At 69.0% G+C, this 13232-nt stretch carries 13 protein-coding genes and 3 pseudogenes; 9 read left to right on the top strand and 7 right to left on the bottom strand.

Features of this window, described 5'->3' with window-relative positions; genetic code table 11:
• The first annotated feature begins 53 nt into the window (after nucleotides 1-53).
• From QA861_RS13885 to QA861_RS13870, 4 genes and pseudogenes are all read left to right on the top strand, one after another.
• Nucleotides 54-555 (top strand): annotated as a pseudogene (locus QA861_RS13885) (LLM class flavin-dependent oxidoreductase).
• Nucleotides 552-1079 (top strand): GNAT family N-acetyltransferase, encoded by a 528-nt coding sequence (locus tag QA861_RS13880; RefSeq protein ID WP_334588639.1) that lies wholly within the window; start codon nucleotides 552-554, stop codon nucleotides 1077-1079. Before QA861_RS13885 ends, QA861_RS13880 begins: the two are co-directional and overlap by 4 nt.
• 133 nt (nucleotides 1080-1212) lie before the next feature.
• Nucleotides 1213-2120: pseudogene (locus QA861_RS13875) on the top strand (amino acid ABC transporter permease); the annotation flags it as partial.
• A gap of 4 nt (nucleotides 2121-2124) precedes the next feature.
• A pseudogene (locus QA861_RS13870) lies at nucleotides 2125-2437 on the top strand (ABC transporter substrate-binding protein); the annotation flags it as partial.
• Nucleotides 2438-2489: 52 nt separating this feature from the next.
• Here the strand turns inward: QA861_RS13870 and QA861_RS13865 are convergent.
• From QA861_RS13865 to QA861_RS13855, 3 genes are read right to left on the bottom strand one after another with little or no spacing between them, the layout of a single operon-like run.
• Complete coding sequence (locus QA861_RS13865; RefSeq protein WP_334588638.1) at nucleotides 2490-3416, bottom strand: carbohydrate ABC transporter permease; 927 nt, start codon at nucleotides 3414-3416, stop codon at nucleotides 2490-2492.
• The gene (locus tag QA861_RS13860) at nucleotides 3416-4300 is read right to left on the bottom strand and encodes a carbohydrate ABC transporter permease (protein ID WP_334588637.1); all 885 of its coding nucleotides are present in this window, start codon (nucleotides 4298-4300) and stop codon (nucleotides 3416-3418) included. Before QA861_RS13860 ends, QA861_RS13865 begins: the two co-directional genes overlap by 1 nt.
• 11 nt (nucleotides 4301-4311) lie before the next feature.
• A complete protein-coding gene (locus QA861_RS13855; protein ID WP_334588636.1) occupies nucleotides 4312-5640 on the bottom strand; it encodes an ABC transporter substrate-binding protein in 1329 nt (442 codons plus the stop codon).
• 336 nt (nucleotides 5641-5976) lie between these two features.
• Between QA861_RS13855 and QA861_RS13850 the strand changes: the two genes are divergently transcribed.
• From QA861_RS13850 to QA861_RS13835, 4 genes are all read left to right on the top strand, one after another.
• A complete protein-coding gene (locus QA861_RS13850; protein WP_334588635.1) occupies nucleotides 5977-7017 on the top strand; it encodes a hydroxyacid dehydrogenase in 1041 nt (346 codons plus the stop codon).
• Between the two features lie 124 nt (nucleotides 7018-7141).
• Nucleotides 7142-8284, top strand: a complete 1143-nt coding sequence (locus tag QA861_RS13845) for a LacI family DNA-binding transcriptional regulator (RefSeq protein WP_334588634.1) — start codon at nucleotides 7142-7144, stop codon at nucleotides 8282-8284.
• Between the two features lie 95 nt (nucleotides 8285-8379).
• On the top strand, nucleotides 8380-8856 hold the full coding sequence (locus QA861_RS13840; RefSeq protein WP_334588633.1) for a macro domain-containing protein: 477 nt from the start codon (nucleotides 8380-8382) through the stop codon (nucleotides 8854-8856).
• A 120-nt stretch (nucleotides 8857-8976) separates the two neighbouring features.
• Nucleotides 8977-9381 carry a response regulator gene (locus QA861_RS13835; RefSeq protein WP_443041480.1) on the top strand — a complete coding sequence of 135 codons (405 nt, stop codon included), beginning with the start codon at nucleotides 8977-8979 and terminating at the stop codon, nucleotides 9379-9381.
• Between the two features lie 508 nt (nucleotides 9382-9889).
• Here the strand turns inward: QA861_RS13835 and QA861_RS13830 are convergent.
• Nucleotides 9890-10513, bottom strand: coding sequence for a TetR/AcrR family transcriptional regulator (locus tag QA861_RS13830; protein WP_334588632.1), 624 nt, complete (start codon nucleotides 10511-10513; stop codon nucleotides 9890-9892).
• 123 nt (nucleotides 10514-10636) lie between these two features.
• Between QA861_RS13830 and QA861_RS13825 the strand changes: the two genes are divergently transcribed.
• Nucleotides 10637-11629: an aldo/keto reductase gene (locus QA861_RS13825; RefSeq protein WP_334588631.1), complete on the top strand. Its 993-nt coding sequence runs from the start codon at nucleotides 10637-10639 to the stop codon at nucleotides 11627-11629.
• A gap of 225 nt (nucleotides 11630-11854) precedes the next feature.
• On the opposite strand, the gene QA861_RS13820 is transcribed toward QA861_RS13825, so the two are convergent.
• The 3 genes from QA861_RS13820 to QA861_RS13810 form a co-directional block, all read right to left on the bottom strand.
• Nucleotides 11855-12172 carry a hypothetical protein gene (locus tag QA861_RS13820; RefSeq protein ID WP_334588630.1) on the bottom strand — a complete coding sequence of 106 codons (318 nt, stop codon included), beginning with the start codon at nucleotides 12170-12172 and terminating at the stop codon, nucleotides 11855-11857.
• A gap of 116 nt (nucleotides 12173-12288) precedes the next feature.
• Nucleotides 12289-12492: a cold-shock protein gene (locus tag QA861_RS13815; protein WP_334588629.1), complete on the bottom strand. Its 204-nt coding sequence runs from the start codon at nucleotides 12490-12492 to the stop codon at nucleotides 12289-12291.
• 425 nt (nucleotides 12493-12917) lie between these two features.
• Nucleotides 12918-13229: a type II toxin-antitoxin system VapC family toxin gene (locus tag QA861_RS13810; RefSeq protein ID WP_334590549.1), complete on the bottom strand. Its 312-nt coding sequence runs from the start codon at nucleotides 13227-13229 to the stop codon at nucleotides 12918-12920.
• Nucleotides 13230-13232: the final 3 nt, after the last annotated feature.

Genomic DNA, 13232 nt, shown 5'->3' with positions numbered 1-13232 from the left:
TACGGGGCCCGCCGGCCGAGACGGCGTGGGGAACCTCAGAAAGGCCCTGTTCCATGCCTGTGGAGTTCCTTGGCATCGCCGCGACCGACGACGGCTCCGAGACCACCCCGCGCTCCGGCGCCGCCTTCGACAGGGAGCACACGCTCCGGCTCGCCCGGGCACACGAGGACCATGGCTGGGACCGGGTGCTGTTCGCCTACGGGTCAGGACCGCCCGACCCCGCGCCGGCCGCCGCGTACATCGCGAGCAGGCCGGAGCGCCTGCAGATCCTGCGCGCACCGCCCCAACGTGTCCTACCCGACCTTCGCCGCCAAGACGTTCGCCACCGCCCTGGTCGGCACCCCCGAGACCGTGGCCCAGGCACTCCTCGACTACTACGACCTCGGCGTCGACATCCTCTCCGCCCGCGGCTACGACCTGCTGGGCGACGCCATCGACTTCGGCCGGTATGTGATCCCGATCGTCCGCGAGGAGGTCGCCAAACGCGACGCCAAGCGTGACGCCGAGCGCGCGGTACAGGGCACGCGAGCACTGGCGTCGGCGGTGACCGGGTGACCTCCCTCACGCAACCCACGTCAACAGCAAGGCAATTGACGATACGTCACGTCACCGTGTCCGACCCGCTCGTGGAACCGCTGCTGCGCGAACTCGGCGACGAGTACTCCTCCCGCTACGGCAACGACGCCCACGCCGAACTCGCCCGCTACCCGGCCGAGGAGTTCACGGCGGCGTACGGCGGTGTCCTGCTCCTGCTCCTCGAAAGCGGCGAACCGGTCGCGGGCGGCGCGTTCCGCCGGTACGACGCGGACACGGCGGAGTTGAAGCGCATCTGGACGCACTCCGCACACCGGCGACGCGGCCTGGCCTGCCGGGTCGTCGACGAACTGGAGCGCGCGGCGGGCGCCCGAGGCTACCGGCGGATCCAGCTCACCACCGGCCCTCGCCAGCCCGAAGCCCGCGGCCTTTACCTGGCCACCGGCTACACACCGCTCTTCGACACGGCGGCCGACCCGGAATCCATCGGCAAGCTGCCGTTCGAAAAACACCTCACGGCACACCCGGCCCCAAAGCCCGCCTAAGGGCCATGGGAGAGGGCGCGCACCAGCGCCCCATAAAGGGGCGCGGGGAACTGCGCGACAAGCTCCCACCGGCCCGCGGTAAACCCGTCAAGCCCCGACCACCCCTCAACCCCGGACAGGACCCCCACCATGGGCCTCACCACCGACTCCGCCGCGAAAGCCCAGCGGCACCGAGGCCTCGTCAGCCTCGCCACCCCCGCCCCGTCCGGAGGACCCCGCCTCGCTCAAGGTCGTCCCCGTCCGCCACTACGCCCGATGGGCGGCGGCCGTCGTCGTGGTCGTCCTGGTCGCGCAGTTCGCACATGGGCTGGTCACCAACCCCGTGTGGGAGTGGGGCGTCTTCAGCGACTACGTGCTGTCCGAGACGATCGTCGCGGCAGTCGGCGTGACCCTCCAACTCACCGCCTACGCGGCGGTGCTGGGCTTTCTCCTCGGCACGGTACTGGCCTTCATGCGGCTGTCCCGGAGCCCGGTGCTGCAGACCGTCGCCTGGACCTACATCTGGATCTTCCGCTCGATCCCGATGATCGTCCAGCTGGTCTTCTGGTTCAACCTGGGTGCCCTGTACGACCGGTTGGGCGTCGGCATCCCCCCTTCGGGCCGGTGTTCTGGTCCGTCGACAGCAACACCCTGATCGGCACCATCGGCGCGGCGATCATCGGACTGACGCTGCACCAGGCCGCGTACTCCGCCGAGATCGTCCGGGGCGGGGTCATCGCCGTCGACCAGGGCCAGTTGGAGGCCGCTGCCGCGCTCGGCATCCCCAGGCTGCGGCAGATCCGGCGGATCGTGCTCCCGCAGGCCATGCGCGCCATCCTGCCCACCGCGGGCAACGAGATCGTCGGCCTGCTCAAGGGCACGTCGGTGGTCTACGTGATGGCGATCGGCGAGCTCTTCTACCAGGTCCAGGTGGTCTACGGCCGCAACGGCCGGGTGATCCCGCTGCTGCTGGTCGCCACCGCCTGGTACGTCGTCCTCACCTCCCTGCTGACGGTCGCCCAGTACTACGTGGAACGCCGCTACGCCCGAGGCGCCGACCGCACCCGACACCTACCTCGCCCTCCAGTCCGGCCGTATCGACCTCTACCTGGGCCCCAACCCGACCGCCGCCTACCACGCGGCCGGCACCGGCAGGACGGAGGTCGTCGGCACCTACTCGGGCGCCGGCGCCACCCTCCAGGGCCTCATCGCGGCCACCACCAAGAAGGACAGCGGCCTGGTCGAGCCGCTCGCGGCCGCCCTCGACGATCATCGAGAACGGTACGTACGGCAAGGTCCTGAAGCGCTGGGGTCTGTCCGACGAGGCGGTGGCCAAGTCGGAGATCAACCCGCCGGGGCTGCCCCGGACCAACCAGTAGGCGATCAGGGCGCGGAGACCGAGGCGTCAGGTCGACGCGCCCTGGACCAGCCTCACTTGAGGGCACCCATGGTGACGCCGGTGCGCCAGTAGCGGCGCATCGCGATCATCATGATCGCCATCGGGACGATGGAGAGGAGGGCGCCGGTCAGGACCAGACTGGTGAGGTCGATGCCCGACTCCGCGCGTTTGCCGGACCAGTTGTACAGGCCCAGATTGAGCGTCCAGTTGTTCTCGCCGCGCAGGACGGTCAGGGGGAGGAAGAAGGCGTTCCAGGTGTTGACGAAGGCCAGCAGGAAGACCGTCGCGCCGCCCGTCGTCATCATCCGCAGCACGATGCTGAAGAAGATCCGCAGCTCCCCGGCACCGTCGATACGGGCCGCCTCCAGAAGTTCGAAGGGGATCGTCGCCTCGGTGTACACCTTGGCCAGGTACACGCTGAACGGGTTGATCAGGCAGGGGATCAGCATCGCCCACGGGGTGTCGACCAGCCCGATCTCCGAGAACAGCAGGTACAGCGGGAGCGTGAGCAGCGCGATCGGGATGAGGAACGAGCCCACCACAGCCGCGAACACCGCACCGCGCCCGGGGAAGTCGAAGCGGGCGAGGCCGTAGCCGGTCGCGAGGGCGATCAGCGTGCCACCGGCGGAGCCGACACCGGCGTACAGGAACGAGTTGGCCGTCCAGCGCAGGAAGATACCGTTCTCGTAGGTGAACACCTGACGCAGGTTGTCCCACAGGTGCCAGCCGGAGAACCACAGGCCGTTGCTCTGGTAGAGGCCCGTACGGTCCTTGGTGGCGGCGATGATCAGCCAGTACACCGGGAACAGGCTGTACGCGCTCGCCAGCACCAGTCCGACCAGGACGAACCGCTGCCCACCGCGCGAACGGCCCCTGGAATCAGGGCGGTTGAGGCGCCGCGCGGCCGGCGCCTGGGACCGCTTCGGGGACTCGGCGGTGGGGGTCGTGGTCGTGGCCATCAGTCGGTCTCCTTCGAGGTCAGCCGGTAGAAGAGGAAGGAGGCGACGCCCAGGATGAGGGCGAGCAGCACCGACAGGGCCGCGGCGTAGTGGTAGTTGCCGGCGTTGAACGCCTGGTTGTAGATGATCATGATCGGGGTGAAACTGTCGTCGACCGTCTGCGGAGTGATGTTCCTGAACAGCGCGGGCTCGTTGAAGAGCTGCAGCATCTGGATGATCGAGAGCATCCCGGTCAGCACCAACGCCCCTCGTACGAACGGGATCTTGATGCTCAGCGCGACCCGCCACTCGGTCGCGCCGTCGAGCCGCGCGGCCTCGAACAGCTCGCGCGGTACACCCTGCAGCGCCGAGTAGATGATCACCATGTTGTAGCCGATGCCGTGCCAGGTCAGCAGGTTGCCGATGGACGGCCACACCATTGACGGCGCGAAGAAGTTCCAGGCGAGACCGAACACGTCGCCCAGCGGGGTGAGCGGGCCGACGTCGGGGCTGTACAGGTTGATCCAGACGACCGCGGCGACCACACCCGGGATCATGTACGGGACCAGCAGCATGATCCGGAACCGGCTCGCCGCCCGTGAGGTGAGCGAGTCCAGCAACAGGGCGAGGACCAGGCTGACCACCAGCATCACCGGGATCTGCACGCAGGCGAACAGCACCACCCGCAGCACGGAGCCCATGAACTTCGGGTCTGTCAGGCCCTGTTGGTAGTTGTCGAGGCCGGAGAACTCGTCGGTCGTGCCGCCCAGGCCCAGTCCGGAGGACTGCGAGTGGTACAGCGACTGGTAGACGGCGTACCCGATCGGCAGCAGGTAGAGGAAGACGAAGCCGAGCTGGAAGGGCACCGTGAAGGCGGCGCCCTTCCAGCGCAGGGAGCGAATCATCGGGATGTGCCTCAGCCCTTGACGTTGATACCGCGGGACTTGAGGTCCTTGACCGTCCACTCCTGCATGTGCGCCAGGAGTCCGGCGACCGTCTGCTTCTTGCTGACCACCTGACCCCACTGGCTCTGCATCTCGGAGAACATCGCGGTCCAGTCCGGACCGAAGGTCCAGTCGGTCGTCACGGTCTTCAGACTGTCCTTCACGATCTGCTGCGCCGGCTGGTAGTTCGAGCCGAGCAGCTTCTCGGAGATCGCCTCGGCCACGTACGCGTCACTGTCGGCCAGCGCCGGCATCACTCCGCTGCCGGTCTCCGGGCTCGCCATGGTCTTGACCGCGCCGGCGTCGGTCGACATCCACAACGCCGCCTCGGCCGCCTGCTTCTGGCTCTTGCACTGCTTCGACACCAGCGTCAGGTTGCCGCTCTGGTTGGTGCCGGCCGGCGTCTTCGCGGCCTCGCCCTGGTACGTCGGCCACGGCGCGAGCGCCCACTTGCCGAAGGAGTCCGTGAAGTTCTGCACCATCCCGGACATCTGCCAGGTGGAGATCTGCCGGGTCGCGGTGCCACCCTTGTCGTAGTTGCGCTGCACGGCCGCGTAGTCGGCGAACGACAGCTTCGAGTTCAGGTCGTTGTCGATGATCTCCTGGATCACCTTCGCCGCCTTGAGGGAGCCGGCGTCCTGGAAATCCACCTTCCAGGAGTCGCCGTCGATGGAGTACCAGTGGGCGCCCGCCTGCATGGCCAGCACCTCCACGGTGCTCGGGTCCTCACCGGCGTAGTTGGTGATCTTGACACCGTGCTTGGCGAGAACCTTGCCCGCAGCGATGAACTCGTCCCAGGTCGTGGGGGCCTTGAGCCCGTACTTCTTGAAGATGTCGGTGCGGAGAATCGTGAACGCGGGCGCGGAGGCGGTGGGCACACCGTACGTTCTGCCCTGGACCTGGCCGACGGCCCACGAGCCCGGGTTGAACTTGTCCTTGCTCGACCCGACGTACTGAGTGATGTCGGCCAGCGCGCCCTGCGCCACCCAGCTCGTCACGTACTCACCGGTGTTCTGCAGCAGACAGGGGGCGTTCTCGGCCTTGACCGCGTTGCTCAGCTGCTTCTGCATCGTGAGCTGATCAGTCACCTTGGTGTACTTCAGCTGGATGTCCTTGTGCGAGGCGTTGAACGCCTTGACGACCGCCTCCTGGCCGTTGGCCCAGCCCCAGAAGTCGAGGGTGACCGGCCCGGAGGACCCCGAAGCGTCGTCGCCGGAGCCGGACCCGCCGCAGGCGGAGACGGTGAGCGCGAGAGCGCAGACAACTCCGGCGAGTGCGGGGCGCCTGAATCTGACGGACATGAGGGTGCTCCTTAGGGCGGGCCATGTAACCGTTTGCCGTGCTGGACGGTAGGCCGCGACCGGTCGGGGCGCAAGAGGTCGAGAGATTCCTGTTTCGCACACCTTGCTCACAGGTAACGATTAAACGTCGATGACCTGCGAGTTTTGCTTCGATATCAGTCAGGAAAAGTGGCAGGCCGCTGATCGCACCTCCCGTGATGCCATTGACCGACTCGGAGTCTGCGGCCTAGCGTGGAATACGTTTACATCGCCCGCCCGCTCTACCGTTCCCGCCCCGCCCCTTACGCCCCGCCCCGTCCCGGTCCCAGTGCGCCTTCGCAGCGAAGCAGGAGTCCCATGCCCTCCGCGCCCCCCAAGCCCCCCGTGGTCCCGCCCCGCCTCCCGGTCGCCGTGTTCGCGATGGACCCGGTGCACCTGCCCGAACTCTTCCCGCCCGCCCTGATGGAACGGCTGGGGGAGCTGGCGCGGATCGATCCCACACTGATCGTCCAGGACTTCACCGATCCCCGGGCCGCCGCCGCACTGGCCGAGGCGGAAGTACTGATCACCGGCTGGGGCTGCCCGCACATCGGCGCCGACGTCCTGGCCGCCGCACCCCGGCTGCACACGGTCCTGCACGCGGCGGGCAGTGTCCGCAGCCTGCTCGGCGACGCCGTCTGGGAGCGCGGTCTCACCGTCTCCAGCGCGGTACAGGCCAACGCGCTGCCGGTGGCCGAGTACACCCTGGCCGCCGTCCTCCTGGCCGGCAAGGACGCCTTCGGCCTGCGCGAACGCTTCCGCCGCGAGCGGGTCCACCCGGCCCCGCACGACTACACCCACGTGGGCAACCTCGGTCGCCGGGTCGGGGTGATCGGGGCCTCGCGGGTCGGCCGCCGGGTACTGGAACTGCTGCGCCCGTTCGAGCTGACGCTCACGCTGTACGACCCGTACGTGGACGCCGAAGGGGCCGAGGCGCTGGGCGCGACCTCTCTCTCCCTGGAGGAACTGCTGCGCACCAGCGACATCGTCACCCTGCACGCCCCGGACATCCCGGAGACATACCGCATGCTCGACCGCGACCGGCTCGCCCTCATTCCGGACGGCGGCGTCCTGATCAACACCTCGCGGGGTGCCCTGGTGGACCACGACGCGCTCACCGCGGAACTCGTCTCCGGGCGGCTCGGCGCCGTACTCGACGTCACGGAACCGGAGCCGCTGCCCGCCGCCTCCCCCCTCTACGACCTGCCCAACGTGTTCCTCACCCCGCACATCGCCGGCTCCCTGGGCAACGAACTCGCGCGGCTGGGCCGGACGGTGGTGGACGAACTCGCCCTGCTCGACGCGGGGCTGCGGCCCGCCCACCAGATACGGCACAGCGATCTGGCGAGGAGCGCGTGACGGGAGGGCCGAGCTCGGCCCTCCCGGTCACCGCGTACGGCGAATGTAATCGCTTCCATTCACAAGGGGGGAAGTTGCTGCACAGTCACCGGTCGGCATACCGGCGATGCAGTAACGTCGGAACGTGACGGAGAACGGAACCGAAGCCCGGAAACCGGGCCCTAGCGCCACCTCGGGCAAGCGCAGACGGAACGGCGCCGACGGTGACCGGCCCAGCACGATCCGCGACGTCGCGGCCCAGGCGGGCGTATCCGTGGCAACCGTTTCCAGGGCCCTGGCCGGCAGTCACCCCGTCTCCGTCGCCACCCGGGCCCGGGTCATGGCTGCGGTCGAGTCACTGCACTACGTCGTGAACGTGCACGCCAAGGCCCTGTCCGGCGGGGTCGCCGGCCCCGTCGCCCTCGTCATGGAACAGATGATCGGCCCCTCGTTCGCCGATGTGGCCTCCGGAGTCGAACAGGAGGCGGCGGCCCGGGGCCGGCTGAGCCTCGTCTGCACCACGCACGGCGACCAGAACCGCGAGCACGACCTGGTCCAGCTGATGCGGGAGCAGCACGCGGCGGCGGTCATCCTCGTCGGCGGCGCGGTGCTCGACGAGGCGTACCACGAACGCATGGCCGAGTACGCCAGGGCACTGGACGCCGTCGGCTCCCGCCTGGTGCTGTGCGGGCGCCCACCCCTGCCGGGCGACCTGCCGGTCACGGTCGTGGAGTACGACAACCGGGGCGGCGCCTTCCAGGCAGGTGACCATCTGCTCACCGCGGGCCACCGGCGCATCCTCTTCCTGGGCGGCGACCCCACGATGAGCACCGCCGAACAGCGCCGCGCGGGCTACCTCCAGGCGCTGCGCGCCCACGGCGTCCCGTACGCCGAGGAGTTGGACATCCCCGGCACCTACACCCGCGCCTCGGGCTACGACCGGATGCGGGACGCCCTGAAGGCGGGCCTGGAGTTCACGGCGGTCTTCGCGGGCACGGACATGGTGGCCACGGGGGTACTGGCGGCCCTGCGCGAGTCGGGCCTGGACGTCCCCGGCGACATCTCGATCATGGGCTTCGACGACGTCCCCTTCGCGGCCGACCTGTCGACGTCGCTCACCACACTCCGGGTGCCGTACGAGGACCTGGGACGCACGGCCGTACGGCTGGCCCTGGACGGGGAGCGGCGCACCGCGGGCGGCGACCACGTGATCCTGGGAACCCAGCTGGTGATCCGGCAGTCGGTACGGGCACCGGGCGCGGGACGGGGGCGGAAGAAGCGAACGTGACGGGGGACCGGGACGACGACACGTAACCGAACCAACCTGTGCGTCCTCGGAGAAAAGCATTGGCCTCTGGTCGTGGGCCAGGCGACCATGACCCCGTGAAACGGTTGCGGATAGTCGCGGGTGACGCGACCAACCCCCAGGCCAGGGGCCCGAAGATCATCGCTCATATCTGCAACGACCTCGGCGGATGGGGCAAGGGATTCGTCCTGGCGGTCTCGCGTCACTGGCCCGAACCGGAGCGCGAGTACCGCCGCTGGCACCGCGAGCGCGCCGGCAACGACTTCGCCCTCGGCGCGGTACAGATGGTCCGCGTCCGATCCGACATCTGGGTCGCGAACATGGTCGCGCAGCGCGGGATGAAGAGGGGAAGCGGCGGTCCGCCCATCCGGTACGACGCCGTCGAACGTTGCCTTCAAGCCGTCGCCGACCACGCCCTCGCCGACAAGGCCTCTGTGCACATGCCCCGCATCGGCTGCGGCCTCGCCGGCGGCAAGTGGGAACGCATCGAGCCGATCATCGGCAAAACCCTGAGCGCCCGCGACATCGCCGCCACCGTCTACGACCACTCATGAGACACCTTGTCCAACTGATCGGCCGAGCCGCGGATCCCCAGTCCCTTCACGGACGCGCGCATCCTCGACTTCGCCTCAGCGGACCCCCGAGTTCCCGCCGTACCGCAAGACTCCCCGCGCGTGATCGGCCTGCTCGCCAAGAGGCGCGCCCGTGATCGCACCCAGTCGGTGATCATCGTCCACGAGAACGACCTCGCCGGGGTCCTGCTCGACCTCGGGCTTCCCGACACGGACGGCCTGGACGTCTGCCGCAGCCCGCGCGCCCGCTCCGCCGTCCCCATCATCATGATCACCGCCCGGCGTGAGCAGGCCGACCGTATCGCCGGCCTCGAACTCGACGCCGACGACAATCTCGCCAAGCCCTTCGGCGTGCGGGAGTTGATCGCCCGCATCCGCGCGGCCACCCGGCGCGCCCGAGCACCCGCGCACGCGTCGGCCGCCCCCGCGGAAGCGCCCGAAAACCACCAACCCGCCTCCGGCGCACAGACGTTGGGGGCCTTCGCCCTCAACCGCCGCACCCGCTAGGTCCACCTCGACGGCACCGGCCTCGGCCTGCCCATCGTCCGCCACCTCGTCGACCCCTCCGGCGGCACCATCACCCTCGCCCCGCCCCCGGCACCGGCCTCGACGCCCGCATCCGACCCCACCCGCCACCGCGCGTCCGAGCGAAGTACAGCCGAGGGCAGAGGACTTCGGTTCACGCCACAGTCGCGGCCGTCGAACGCAGGCAGGGGGTCACCGGTGAGATCGTGCGGCGGGCGCGCTCACGCCCCGCAAGACGGAACCCGCGGCGGGGTGAGGTCGTCGCGCGGCCACAGGAAGCGCACATGATCACCACGGCCTACGGCGAAATCATCGGGCAGAGGACCTGTCGGCGATCGACCGCTACTACGCGCCCGACCTCATCCAGCACAACCCGAACTCCCCCAACGGGGCGGACGGCGCGAAGGCAGGGCTCGGTGCGTACTTCAAGGCGTTCCCGGAGCTGACATTCTGACCGAAGCGAGGCTGGGCTGCCGCAGGTCGGGGGACCTCAGCGCGCTCGGGGGAAAAGCCGTTCGACAGCGGTCACCACCGCGGCGCGGCGGGCGGCGGTGGTGGGGTCCACGGCGTGTGCGGCGGCGGCCTCGCTGAGTTCGGGTTGCGACGCCCAGGTCATGGCGATCTGGTTGACCAGGGCGAGGACGTCGGCCGGGTCCCAGGCGGGGTCGAGCTGTCCAGCCTGCTGCACCTGACGGAGCTGGTCGATTTTGCGGGCGAGCACTGCCTGGGCGGGATCGTCGGCAACGGCTGTGGTGCCCGGCAGTTCGAGGCGGCCCCAGGTGATCAGGCGGTGGTGGTCCGGACGGGCGACGAAGTAGTCGAACAGACGGCCCGCGTAGCCAGGGAGGTCGGAGGGGTCCAGCTGGGTGGCCTCGGCGATGACGACGTACTCCCGTGCGGCGACGTCGGCATAGAGCGCGTCTTTGCCGCGGAAGTAGGCGTAGACGCGTTCCTTGCTGGTCCTGGCGAGTTTGGCGATGCGATCCACGCGGGCGCCGGCGATGCCGTGGCGGGCGAACTCCTCCATGGCAGCGGCAAGAATGCGCTCGCGCGTGGTGTCGCCGGCGGCTGCTGCGGGCGCTGCGGGCTGGCCGGAGTCGCGGGACTGGGACATAGCTCCAGGATAGGGCACCAAACCGTTTGGTTTGGCAGCGCGGGTGATCGGGCGTACAGTCAAACGGAACAGTTCGGTTTGACCCTGCGGGTGAAACCGGCGAAACACTGAGGGAGTGAACTCATGCAGCACCGCGATCTGGGCTCTCAGGGTCTGCGCGTCTCGGCGCTCGGCCTGGGGATCATGGGCATGTCCATGGCCTACGGCGCCTCGAACAACGACGAGAGCATCGCGACCATCCGCCGCGCCCACGAACTCGGCATCGACTTCTTCGACACCGCCGAGCTGTACGGCGCCGGTACCGGCAGCAACGAGATCCTCCTGGGCGAGGCGGTCAAGGACTTCCGCGACGAGGTGGTCCTTGCCACCAAGTTCGGCTTCGACATGACCGCCCAGCCGCTCGGCTCCGGCTTCGACAGCCGCCCGGAAAACATCCGCAAGGTCGCCGAGAACAGCCTGCGCTACCTGCGGAGCGAGCACATCGACCTCTTCTACCAGCACATCTCCGACCCCGACGTTCCGGTCGAGGAGGTCGCCGGCGTGGTCGGCGAACTGATCACCGAGGGCAAGGTGAAGTATTTCGGCCTGAGCAACGTCGGCCCCCAGTACATCCGCCGCGCCCACGCCGTCACCCCAGTCTCCGTGCTCCAGTACGAGTACTCGCTCTTCGAGCGGGAGGTCGAGGAGAAGATCCTTCCCGTTCTGCGGGAACTCGGCATCGGCCTGGTGCCCTACTCACCGCTCGGCCGCGGCTTCCTCACCGGCCAGGTCAAGCCCGCGAGCGAGTACGCCGCGGACGACATGCGCAGCTGGGACGAGCGCTGGCAGGGCGAGAACTACACGTACAACCTGCACGCCACCGAACAGCTCAAGAATCTGGCCGCCAGCAGGGGCATCACCACCGCCCAACTCGCGCTGGCCTGGCTGCTCGCCCAGGGCGAGGACATCGCGCCCATTCCCGGCACCCGCAGCACCAAGCGCCTTGAGGAGAACGCCGGCGCCACCGACGTCCAGCTCTCCGCCGCCGATCTGGCCCGCATCACGGAGATCCTTCCCCACGGCTCGGCAGGCAGCCGCCTCCCGGCCGCGATCCTGTCCAGCTTCACCACGGACTGACCGCCGGCACCCGCGCATGCGCGGCTGGGCCCGTCCGCCAAAGGCGGCACGCGGGCCGGTGTCGACGGCAGGGGGTATCGGGCGGGTGGGGGACAAGCCTTTTCCGAGAGGGGAGCTCGAGTGCGCCGAGCGGCAGTAACCCGCGCCTCAGCAAGGCGACAAGCCACGCGCACCGCCGTACCGCTTACTCGACCGGGCCACTGACCGGCTATACGCAGGGGTGCGTCACTTCAGCGACGCCAAGTATTCGGACCAGTTCTCGTCGGCGAGGGTGGCCCAGCGTTCGGCTGTCTTGGCGTGGATGCCGAGCAGGTCGGTGATGGCTTTCTTCGGTGCCCCGTCGGACGACACACCGTGGCCGATGCTGTCCGCCGGCCTGTTCGGCTTCACCTGCGCGGGGCTGCGGTACGCGATCGGTTCGGTCTGGCCGATGGTCGCCGTCCACGGGCTGGACGACTTCCGCCAGATCCGCTCGCCGGGTGCGGCGCCGGACCGATGGCAGGTGTCCTTCCTCGGCACCTTGTGACCCTGCCGACGGTTCATCGGCTCATCGTGCGGGCCACAACCTCGAGGTGCGCCCGGGCCTACAGGCGGTCGCGGCAGGCGGCAAGGCCCGGCGCCCCGAAGCCGGGATGCCGGGCCTTGCCGCAGTTGCGGGATCAGACGGGGCGGATGTTCTCCGCCTGCGGGCCCTTCTGGCCCTGGGTGACGTCGAACTCGACGTTCTGGCCTTCCTGCAGCTCGCGGAAGCCCTGGGCAGCGATGTTGGAGTAGTGGGCGAAGACGTCAGGACCGCCGCCCTCCTGCTCGATGAAGCCGAAGCCCTTCTCGCTGTTGAACCACTTGACTGTGCCCTTGGCCATGACTGTCTCCTTCGAGGGAAACCGGGCCGCACTTTGCGTGCCCGGGAGGTGATCGCCCTGGTCCGGAGAGGCGCTGAAAACGCAAGAACGCCCGTGATTGCGATCACGGGCGAACGGGACTTCGGAACCACGACTGCTAGATCACTAGGCTACACCCGCAGGGGTGGCAGCCGCTAGAATCCGCTGCCCTGCCGGCCGGTGTTGCTGAGGTCCCCCGGTCTGGTGCGTCACGTTGCGAATCCAGCCATGCCAGGAGCGAGCTGCCGAGTGCCGGGGAGCATGCTCCTTTCGGCTGGACTGCGGAGTCCCTCAACAGCCAGGACATCGAAGGGTTCCTGAGTGTCTACGGCCGCCCGGTTCGGATCAGTTGCGTTCGGGGCGAAGCGGTGACCGCTGTGGCGCGTCGTGATGGGGACGGAGCTGAGTCAGATCTTGATGACGGTGGCCCGTCCGCCGCACAGCGCGATGAGGTCCTCCTGGTCAGAGGTGAGGATGGTGACGGGGCCGGGGGCGGCGAGGGCGGTGGCGCCGAGCATGGCGTCGATGGCGTACTTGTGGCCGTGCAGGCCGGCGTCGGCGAGAAGGGAGGCGGCGTGCCGGGCGATGGGCTCGGTGACCGGTTGGACGACGACGAGTGAGAGGGTCCACTCCAGGGCCGGGCGGTTGATCCGCGGGTGGACGACTTCCGCCAGGGCGGCCGGGGAGGTGATCACCCGTAGGTCGTCGGCTCGGGCCAGGGC

The sequence above is a fragment of the Streptomyces sp. B21-083 genome (assembly GCF_036898825.1).
Classification (GTDB): Bacteria; Actinomycetota; Actinomycetes; order Streptomycetales; family Streptomycetaceae; genus Streptomyces.
Note: the sequence above shows the minus strand (reverse complement) of the source record. Positions and strands in the feature narration are given on the sequence as shown.

What these genes read in the sequence shown, in the direction of transcription:
- QA861_RS13820 (WP_334588630.1), bottom strand. Translation starts at nt 12,172, where the DNA reads ATGAACCGTCGGCAGGGTCACAAGGTGCCGAGGAAGGACACCTGCCAT.
- QA861_RS13850 (WP_334588635.1), top strand. Translation starts at nt 5,977, where the DNA reads ATGCCCTCCGCGCCCCCCAAGCCCCCCGTGGTCCCGCCCCGCCTCCCG.
- QA861_RS13815 (WP_334588629.1), bottom strand. Translation starts at nt 12,492, where the DNA reads ATGGCCAAGGGCACAGTCAAGTGGTTCAACAGCGAGAAGGGCTTCGGC.
- QA861_RS13830 (WP_334588632.1), bottom strand. Translation starts at nt 10,513, where the DNA reads ATGTCCCAGTCCCGCGACTCCGGCCAGCCCGCAGCGCCCGCAGCAGCC.
- QA861_RS13860 (WP_334588637.1), bottom strand. Translation starts at nt 4,300, where the DNA reads ATGATTCGCTCCCTGCGCTGGAAGGGCGCCGCCTTCACGGTGCCCTTC.
- QA861_RS13855 (WP_334588636.1), bottom strand. Translation starts at nt 5,640, where the DNA reads ATGTCCGTCAGATTCAGGCGCCCCGCACTCGCCGGAGTTGTCTGCGCT.
- QA861_RS13825 (WP_334588631.1), top strand. Translation starts at nt 10,637, where the DNA reads ATGCAGCACCGCGATCTGGGCTCTCAGGGTCTGCGCGTCTCGGCGCTC.
- QA861_RS13865 (WP_334588638.1), bottom strand. Translation starts at nt 3,416, where the DNA reads ATGGCCACGACCACGACCCCCACCGCCGAGTCCCCGAAGCGGTCCCAG.